General features: G+C 75.0%; 7 protein-coding genes. 2 read left to right on the forward strand and 5 right to left on the reverse strand.

The window, feature by feature from the left end; genetic code table 11:
- Positions 1 to 194: 194 nt before the first annotated feature.
- Genes ACTUAL_RS16210 through ACTUAL_RS16220 form a run of 3 tightly spaced genes read right to left on the reverse strand, consistent with a single transcriptional unit; the run spans position 195 to position 4,972 of the window.
- Positions 195 to 1,022 (reverse strand): hypothetical protein, encoded by an 828-nt coding sequence (locus tag ACTUAL_RS16210; RefSeq protein ID WP_440900848.1) that lies wholly within the window; start codon positions 1,020 to 1,022, stop codon positions 195 to 197.
- Positions 1,023 to 1,078: 56 nt separating this feature from the next.
- The gene (gene recG, locus ACTUAL_RS16215) at positions 1,079 to 3,280 is read right to left on the reverse strand and encodes an ATP-dependent DNA helicase RecG (protein WP_440900849.1); all 2,202 of its coding nucleotides are present in this window, start codon (positions 3,278 to 3,280) and stop codon (positions 1,079 to 1,081) included.
- 54 nt (positions 3,281 to 3,334) lie between these two features.
- Positions 3,335 to 4,972, reverse strand: coding sequence for a DAK2 domain-containing protein (locus ACTUAL_RS16220; RefSeq protein WP_440900850.1), 1,638 nt, complete (start codon positions 4,970 to 4,972; stop codon positions 3,335 to 3,337).
- Between the two features lie 147 nt (positions 4,973 to 5,119).
- Here ACTUAL_RS16220 and rpmB point away from each other — a divergent pair, with 147 nt between their 5' ends.
- Positions 5,120 to 5,311: a 50S ribosomal protein L28 gene (gene rpmB / locus ACTUAL_RS16225; protein WP_440900851.1), complete on the forward strand. Its 192-nt coding sequence runs from the start codon at positions 5,120 to 5,122 to the stop codon at positions 5,309 to 5,311.
- An 81-nt stretch (positions 5,312 to 5,392) separates the two neighbouring features.
- Here the strand turns inward: rpmB and ACTUAL_RS16230 are convergent, their stop codons facing one another.
- On the reverse strand, positions 5,393 to 6,229 hold the full coding sequence (locus ACTUAL_RS16230) for an alpha/beta fold hydrolase (RefSeq protein WP_440900852.1): 837 nt from the start codon (positions 6,227 to 6,229) through the stop codon (positions 5,393 to 5,395).
- Positions 6,217 to 7,092 (reverse strand): NAD-dependent epimerase/dehydratase family protein, encoded by an 876-nt coding sequence (locus tag ACTUAL_RS16235; protein ID WP_440900853.1) that lies wholly within the window; start codon positions 7,090 to 7,092, stop codon positions 6,217 to 6,219. The genes ACTUAL_RS16230 and ACTUAL_RS16235 overlap by 13 nt, the downstream gene beginning before the upstream one ends.
- Before the next feature lie 88 nt (positions 7,093 to 7,180).
- Between ACTUAL_RS16235 and ACTUAL_RS16240 the strand changes: the two genes are divergently transcribed.
- Positions 7,181 to 7,636 carry a MarR family winged helix-turn-helix transcriptional regulator gene (locus tag ACTUAL_RS16240; protein WP_096496644.1) on the forward strand — a complete coding sequence of 152 codons (456 nt, stop codon included), beginning with the start codon at positions 7,181 to 7,183 and terminating at the stop codon, positions 7,634 to 7,636.
- The last annotated feature ends 39 nt before the right edge of the window (positions 7,637 to 7,675 follow it).

Here is a 7,675-nt window from a genome sequence, read left to right on the forward strand (position 1 = left end):
AGGCCGTGCAGCAGGCGGTGTCGAGCCTGCCCCGGCTGGCGGAGGACCCGGAGGAGCCGCCCACCCGGCAGATCCCGAAGTCGCAGCTGCCCGCCACCTGACCCGGTGAGCGGTGGGAGCCCCGCACGGCCCGCGGCCTGCGGGGCTCCCGCGCGTCCGGGGGCTGGGGGCGGGGTGGGCGCCCCCGAGCCGGACTACTGCGGGAGCTGGTCGGCGGGGACGACCTGGTCCGCGGGCGGGGTGGAGACGTCGACGTCCGCGCCCCAGTCGGCGAACCTCGTGGTGGAGCTGCGCACGTCCTTCCCGCCGAGCTCGAAGCGGAACCCGGCTTGGCTGGGCGCGCCGGTCTCGTCCACCACGACCTCGGCTCGGATCACCACGCCGTACTCGGCGAGCTGGGTGTGCTGGAGCTGGATGTCCGGGTCGGTGACCGCCTTGGCCATCTTCATCGGGTCCACGACCAGGTCGTAGCGGGTGCCCTCGGCCGTCTGCCGCTTGCCGACGATCATCGCGGCCCTGGGTTCGAGGTAGTCCAGCTCCGCGCCCACGACGGCGCTCGGGCCGAAGCCCCGGAGGAGGGCGTCGACCTCGGCGGAGTTCTGCTTGGTGTAGAAGCCCCAGGTCTTGCCCGCGGGCATGGGGGCGCCGTCGACGCTCACGTAGACGCCGTCCACCCCGCTGACGAGGCGGGTGACGGTGGGGGTGGCGCCGTTGGTCCGGACGTCCATGGTCATGGCGGAGGTGACCACGCCGTTCAGCCAGCGCGCCGACCCGGTGACCTGGCTGCGGACCTCGGTCCCCGCGCCGTCGCTGGCGAAGCCCTCGGTGCTGAACCTCGCCCTGCCCAGGGCCGCCACACGGGCGTCGACCTTCTCCGCGAGCTGCGCCAAATCCCCCTTGGGGAGGTCGGCGGAGGCCGGGGTGGACGGGGCCGCGGTGGTGGCCGGCGCGCCCGCGGAGCACCCGGTGACGACCAGGGCCAGTGCGGCGGCGGCAGCGGGGATCAGGCGGGAGTGGCGCACAGTCGCACGACACTACCCGCGGGCGCGTCAGGACCGCGTCAGGACCGGGACGGCGGCTAGGTCTTCTCCAGGTAGTCCGCGCGCTCCTCGTCCAGCACCCCGGCGAGGAGGGTGGCCAGTCCGGGGTGGGCGCCGAGGTCGGGATCGCGCTCGACGATCTCCTGCGCCACCACGCGCGCGGCTTCGATGGTGTCCTCGTCGCGCAGCAGGGAGAGCATCTTCAGGCCGCTGCGGGTCCCGGACTGGGCCGCGCCGAGGATGTCGCCCTCGCGGCGCAGTTCGAGGTCCAGCTGGGCCAGCTCGAAGCCGTCCAGGGTGGACTCGACGGCACGGAGGCGCTGCATCGTGGCGGAGGCGCCGGGCATCTCGCTGACCAGGAGGCACAGACCGGGGGCGCTGCCCCGGCCGACGCGGCCCCGCAGCTGGTGGAGCTGGCTCACGCCGAAGCGGTCCGCGTCCATGATGACCATGACGGTGGCGTTCGGGACGTTCACGCCCACCTCCACGACGGTGGTCGCCACGAGGACCTGGACCTCGTTGGCGGCGAAGGCGCGCATGACCGCGTCCTTGTCGTCGGGCGCGAGGCGGCCGTGCAGGATGTCGATGCGCAGGCCCTTCAGCGGGCCTGCCGCCAGGCGGTTGGCCACGTCCACGACCGCCAGGGGCGGGCGCTTGTCGGGGTCGCCCTTCTCCTTGGGGGGCTTGCCGTCCTCGTCCTCGCCGTCGCCGATCCGGGGGCAGACCACGTAGACCTGGTGGCCCTTGCCCACCTCCTCGTGGATGCGCTGCCAGGCGCGGTCCAGCCACTGGGGCTTCTCGGCGGTGGGCACGACCGAGGTCTTGATGGGCGAGCGCCCACCGGGGAGCTCGCGCAGCGCGGAGACCTCCAGGTCGCCGTAGACGGTCATGGCGACCGTGCGCGGGATCGGGGTCGCGGTCATGACCAGGACGTGCGGGACCGCGGTGCCGGGACGCGCGCTGAGGGCGGCGCGCTGCTCGACGCCGAAGCGGTGCTGCTCGTCCACGACCACCAGGCCGAGGTCCGCGAACGCGACCTTGTCCTGGATGAGGGCGTGCGTGCCCACGACGATCCCGGCCTCGCCGGTCATGATCTCCAGCAGGGCCTTCTTGCGCTGCGCGGCGGGCATGGAGCCGGTGAGGAGGGTGACGCGGGTGGCGTGCTCGGCGCCGCCCAGCTCGCCCGCCTGGCCGAGGTCGCCCAGGAGTTCGCGCAGGGAGCGGGCGTGCTGGGCCGCGAGGACCTCGGTGGGGGCGAGCATGGCGGACTGCCGCCCGGAGTCCACGACCTGGAGCATGGCGCGCAGGGCGACCATGGTCTTGCCCGAGCCGACCTCGCCCTGCAGGAGGCGGTTCATGGGCTGGGTCCCGGAGAGGTCCTCGGCGATGCGGTCGCCGACGGCCTGCTGCCCGGCGGTAAGCTTGAACGGGAGCCTGGCGTCGAAGGCGTCGGCCACCCGGCCCGCCACGCGCGGGCAGGCCGAGGCGGGGCGGGCGGTCGCGGAGTGGCGGCGCTGGGCCAGCGCGAGCTGCACGGCCAGGGCCTCGTCCCACTTGAGGCGCTGCTGGGCCACGGTCACGGCGGGCCAGCCGTCCGGGCGGTGGATGTCGCGGAGCGCCTTCTCCAGGGTGATCAGGCCCTCGGACTCGCGCAGCTCCTCCGGGAGCGGGTCCTCCTCGACGCCGTCCCAGACCGCCAGGACCTGCTCCACGCACTTGGCCACGTTCCAGGACTGGATGCCCTGGGCCGCCGGGTAGACGGGGATGAAGGCGTCCGCGAACTTCGACGCCGCCGCCGCGCCGCCCTCGTCGTCGGTGTCGGTGAGGCCGTCGATGATCTCGTAGTCGGGGTGGGCGAGCTGGAGCTTGCCGTTGAAGACGCCGACCTTGCCCGCGAACATGGCCTTGGTGTTGGGGAGCAGCTCGCGCTCGACCTTGCGGGAGCCGCGGCCGAAGAACACCAGGTGCAGCTCGCTGGTCCCGTCGGTGATGACCGCGTCGAGCATCTCGCCGCGCCGGGCGCGCATGTTCTTGAGGCGGGCGGACTTGACGCGGGCCTGCACGGTGACGTGCTCGCCGAGCTCCAGCCCGGAGATCTCGGTGAGCTTGCCGCGCTCGTCGTAGCGGCGCGGGTAGTGGCGCAGCAGGTCGCCGACGGTGGTCAGGCCGAGGCCGGTCTCCAGCGCGTCGGCGGTCTTCTGCCCCAGCAGCGGCACGAGGCTGTCGTCGAAGGTCGTCATCGCCTGCCCATTGAACTACTAGGCGCCGACAGTCGCGTCGGGGGCACGGCGCGGCTACTCGACGCCGACCACGAGCACCGCGCCGGGCAGGCCGCCGGGGTAGACGACCAGCTCGACCTCGGGGTGCGCGACGCGCAGGTGCGCCTCCAGCGCCTCGGCGAGGCCGTCCGGGGCGTCCTCGCCGAGCAGGGCGGTGACCAGCTCGCCGCCGGGCACGAGCATCAGGTCGACCAGGTCGCGGGCCAGGCCCGTGCGGTCGCCGGGGCCGGGCTCGACGTGCACGACCTCGCCGTCCAGCAGGGCCAGCAGGTCTCCGGGCAGGCAGCGGCCGACCCAGGTGATGGCCTCCTGGACGGCGTGGCCGATCTCGCCCCTGCGGGTCGCGGCGGCGGCCTCGGCCATCGCCACCACGTCGTCGTTCGCCCTGCGGGACGCGTCGTGCACGGCGAGCGCGGCGAGCGCCTGCACCGGCGAGGTCATGGGCACGACCACCGCGTCCTGCCCCGCGGCGACGGCCTGGGAGACCGCGTCGTCCACCTCGGACCGGAGGTCGGGGACGCCGGGCAGCACCACGACGTGCCGGGCGCGGGTGCCGGTGAGCACGGCGAGCAGGTCGGCCGGGTCCAGCGCGCCCGCGACGCGCAGCACGACCGCGCCCTCGCCCTCGAACAGCTCGGCCACGCCGTCGCCGCGCACCAGGGCGACCACCGCGCGGTCGCGGGTGAAGCGGTCCGCCTGGGCGGCGACCTGGTCGGCGAAGCGGGACACGGTGATGCGGTGCGGGCGGCCCGCCTCGACGCCCGCCTCGACGGCCGCGCCGATGTCGTTGCAGTGCACGTGGACGGTCCACAGGCCGTCGCCGTCGCCGACCACGGAGACGCAGTCGCCGAGCGCGCGCAGCGCGGTCCGCAGGGCGCGCGCCGCCTCCTCCTCGGCCGACCGGTCGGACCGGTCGGCGCCCGCGCCCGCCAGGCCGTCGATCAGGTACATGACCTCGTACTCGTACTCCGCCGAACCGGACTCGCGGGCGGTGGTGAGGGCGGCGGCCGGGCGCGGGACCCGGCTGGGCACGACGGGTTCGGGGACGTGCCCGGTCACCACGCCCGCCAGCGCGTCGAGCAGGACGACCAGGCCGCGCCCTCCCGCGTCGACCACGCCCGCGCGGGCCAGGACAGCCAGCTGCCTCGGGGTCTCGGCGAGCGCGGCGGCGCTCGCGCGGGAGGCGGCGGAGGCGACCTCGCCCAGCTCGTCGCTCGGGCAGTCGCGGGCGGCCTCGGCGGCGGCGTGCAGGACGGACAGGACGGTGCCCGGCGACGGGGCCGACACCGCCTCGGCGGCCAGCTCGTCGGCCCGCAGCAGCGCCTTGCGCAACGAGGCCCCGGTCGCCGTGGAGGCGGTGCCGACCGCCTCGGCCAGGCCCCGCAGCACCTGGGACAGGATCACGCCGGAGTTGCCGCGCGCGCCCGCGAGCGCGCCCTTGGCGAGCGCGCTGAGCGCCGTGCCCGCGCCGCTGGAGTTGGAGCGGAGCAGCGAGTCGAGCGCGCTGCGCATGGTCTGCAGGAGGTTCGTGCCGGTGTCGCCGTCGGCGACCGTGAACACGTTGATGCGGTCGATGTCCTCGCGGTGGGCGGCCAGCGACCGCACGCAGGCATCCGCCCAGCGGCGGATCGCGGAAGCGTCGAGGGCCTGCACGCTTCGAGCCTACTTAAGCCCCGGTTTGGTCACCCCACCCGCCACCGGCTACCCTGTCCAGGTTGCCATGCCCGGCTGAGGCTTGTGCACGCTTGCGCGCCCGCCGGGGCGTGAGTACCGCTGAGGAAACCTGAAGGAGTGGCTGACGTGGCTGCCGTGTGCGACGTCTGTGGCAAGGGGCCGGGCTTCGGCAAGTCGGTCTCGCACTCCCACCGGCTCACCAACCGCCGGTGGAACCCGAACATCCAGACCGTGCGCGCGAAGGTGTCGTCTTCGCAGCGCCAGCGGCTCAACGTGTGCACCTCGTGCCTGAAGGCGGGCAAGGTGGTGCGCGGCTGAGTGCTGCGCCCTGGATACGCGTAGAGCCCCGGACTCCTCGGAGTCCGGGGCTCAGTGCTTTTCACGGGGCGGTGCGGCGGGTCAGGCGAGGAACTCCAGCAGGCGTGCGGCGAGCCACTCCGGGTTGCCGTGGGCCAGCAGGTGGGCGGCGGTCGGGACGATGTCCGCCTGCACGTCGTGGGCGGCCTGGCGCGCGCCCGCCAGCAGGGGCCCCTGGGGCAGGCCGCGCTCGCCGTTGAGGACGAGCACGGGCATGGCCAGGGGCGGTGCGGCGCGGATCACCTCGGCGTCGTGGGCGAGGGTCGCGTAGTGCTGGAAACCGGCGCGCATCCCGCCCGGTGAGGAGTACTCGGCGAGGGTCTCCTCGGCGTCCGGGACGCCCTCCGGGGACATCCGCGACCAGACGCCGCCCAGGTAGGCGGCCTCCTTGCCCCAGGTGAGCAGCTCGGCGAGGTCGAGCAGGGCGGGGAAGCCGAAGTGCCACCACCCCTGCACGGCCGCCGCCACCGCCCGGCCGTAGCCCGGCCGGACGGACACGGCCAGGACCAGGCGGCGCACCTCGGCGGGGTGCGCGGCGGCCCAGGCGTGGGCGACCATCGCGCCGATGTCGGAGCCGACCAGGTCGACCTCGCCGAGGCCGAGGCCGCGCAGGTCCTCGGCGACCTCGCGCTTGGTGTAGCCGGAGACCGGCCTGCCCGTGTCGCCGAGGCCGCGCAGGTCCGGGGCGACGACCGTGCGGCCCGCGGCGGCGAGCAGGGGCATCACCGGCTTCCACTCGCGCCAGGTGAGCGGCCAGCCGTGCAGCAGCACGACCACCGGGCCGGAACCGCCGACGACGTGGTGGACGCGGACGCCGTCGACGTCGGTGTGGCGGTGCTCGAAGCCGGGCATCCCGGCGACCGGGGTCACGCCGACCACGCGGCGCAGTAGGTGTCCACGTCGGCCAGGAGGCCCGCGCGGCGCGGGGTCCAGCCGAGGACCCGGCGGGCCTTCGCGCTGGTCATGACCTCGTCCTGGTCGGCGGCCTGGTCCAACCAGCCCGCCTCGGTGATGGGCGCGAGCTCGACCGGGCCCCGGTGGCCCGCCGCGCGCACGCACGCGGTGAACACCTCCAGCGCGGTGGGCGCGTCCTCCTCGCCGACGCAGAACACCTCGCCGTCCACCTCGGACAGGCGGTCCAGGACGGCGGTGAAGGCGTCGGCGAGGTCGTCCACGTGCACCCAGGTCCACGACTTGGCGGGGTCGCCGAAGAACACCGCGTTCCCGGCGCGCCCGGCCGCGAACCAGTTGCCGCTCTGCGAGGTCCGGGCGTCGCCGCCGTAGACGAAACCGGGGCGCAGCACGGTGTGCGGCAGGCCGGTGGCGGCCAGCTCGCGCTCCAGGTCGAAGCGGAAGGCCAGCGGGCTGTCCGGGTTGCCGGGGGTGGTCTCGTCGAGCACGGGGGCGTCGACGCGGCCGTAGCTGGAGCACCCGGTGGTGTAGAGCAGGTGCGGGGAGCCTGCGTCGAGCAGCTCGGCGAACAGGGCGCGGTCCGAACCGGCCGGGTCGTCGAGGTCCATCGCCAGATGCACGACGGCGTCGACGCCGTCCAGGTGCGCCCGGTAGCTCGACGGGTCGCCGAGCTCGCCCGCGACGGGGATCACCTCGGCGGCGGCGAGCGCGCGGGCCCTGGGCGAGGCGGGGTCCCTGGTCAGGCCGAGGACGGTGTGGCCCGCGCGGCGCAGGGCGGGGGCGAGGCGGCTGCCGACGTAGCCGGTGGCGCCGATGACGAGGATCTGCACGGGGGGTCCCTCCGGTCAAAGTACTTGCCTGCGCAGCTAACTATATGCTCGCTTGCGCACGCAACCTCCTGCGGGCACGCTGGCCGCCATGGGTGAGGCACGGGAGCTGTCGGCGGACGAGGACGCGCTGTGGCGCGCGCTGGGGCGGGCGGCGCACCTGCTGCCGCGCGTGCTGGACGAGGAGATGACCAGGGCGTCCGGCCTGTCGATGACCGAGTACGCGGTGCTGCTGGTGCTCGCGGAGGCGCCGGAGCGGCGGCTGCGGATGAGCGAGCTGGCGGCGGGGGTGGCCCTGTCGGGCAGCCGGATGACCCGCGTGGTGGACGCGATGGCGCGTCACGGGTTCCTGGAGAAGGAGAAGGCGCCCGGCGACGGGCGGGGCGCGGTGGCGGTGCTCACCGAGGCCGGGCTGGCACGGCAGCGCGAGGCGGCGGGGCACCACCTGGCGATCGCGCGACGGCGGGTGGTCGACCTGGTCGACCCGGCGGACCTCGGCGCGGCGGCGCGGGTGCTGGCGGCGCTGGCCGAGCACGCGGCGCGCTGACCGGGGCGCGCCGACCGGGACTGCTGACCGGGACTGCTG

It is taken from the genome of Actinosynnema sp. (genome assembly GCF_052038725.1).